Here is a 738-nt window from a genome sequence, read left to right as displayed (position 1 = left end):
GGTTTCACTGATACAACCATCGTCCAAGTCTCCGTACCAATGAACGAGACCGACACGATTCCAGTCGTCGTGCCTCCGGGTGAAATGGTGACCGTTTGCGCTGACACCACGATGCTCTCAGCTCCTTACGAAAGTGTTGAGTTCTGCGAAATGCCTACCAATGGTACTGCTGTCCTCGATCAGGCCACGGGTTGTGTGACCTATACAGCTGGACCTGATGAAGGCGTGATGGACGAGATTTGCTTGGTCGTTACCGATACCCTCGGTTTCACCGACACCACAATCGTTCAGGTCTCCGTACCTATGAATGAGAATGATACCATCCCCGTAGTTGTACCTCCGGGCGAGATGGTCACGGTTTGTGCCGATACAACGATGCTCTCTGCCCCGTACGAAAGTGTAGAATTCTGTGAGATGCCTGCTAATGGCACCGCCGTTCTCGATCAGGCCACGGGTTGTGTAACCTACACGGCTGGACCTGACGAAGGCGTAATGGATGAAATCTGCTTGGTCGTCACCGATACCCTCGGTTTCACCGACACCACAATTGTCCAGGTCTCCGTACCAATGAACGAGACCGACACGATTCCAGTCGTCGTGCCTCCGGGTGAAATGGTGACCGTTTGTGCGGACACCACCATGCTCTCCGCACCTTACGAAAGTGTCGAGTTCTGTGAAATGCCTACAAATGGCACCGCCATTCTTGATCAGGCCACGGGTTGTGTTACCTATACAGCT

General features: G+C 53.3%; 1 protein-coding gene. It reads left to right on the top strand.

What is annotated here, in order from left to right; translation table 11 throughout:
• Positions 1–39: 39 nt before the first annotated feature.
• The coding region (locus A3850_RS17065) for a hypothetical protein (RefSeq protein ID WP_157501409.1) at positions 40–738 on the top strand (699 nt) is incomplete at its 3' end.

Source organism: Lewinella sp. 4G2, assembly GCF_001625015.1.
Classification (GTDB): domain Bacteria; phylum Bacteroidota; class Bacteroidia; order Chitinophagales; family Saprospiraceae; genus Neolewinella.
Note: the sequence above shows the minus strand (reverse complement) of the source record. Positions and strands in the feature narration are given on the sequence as shown.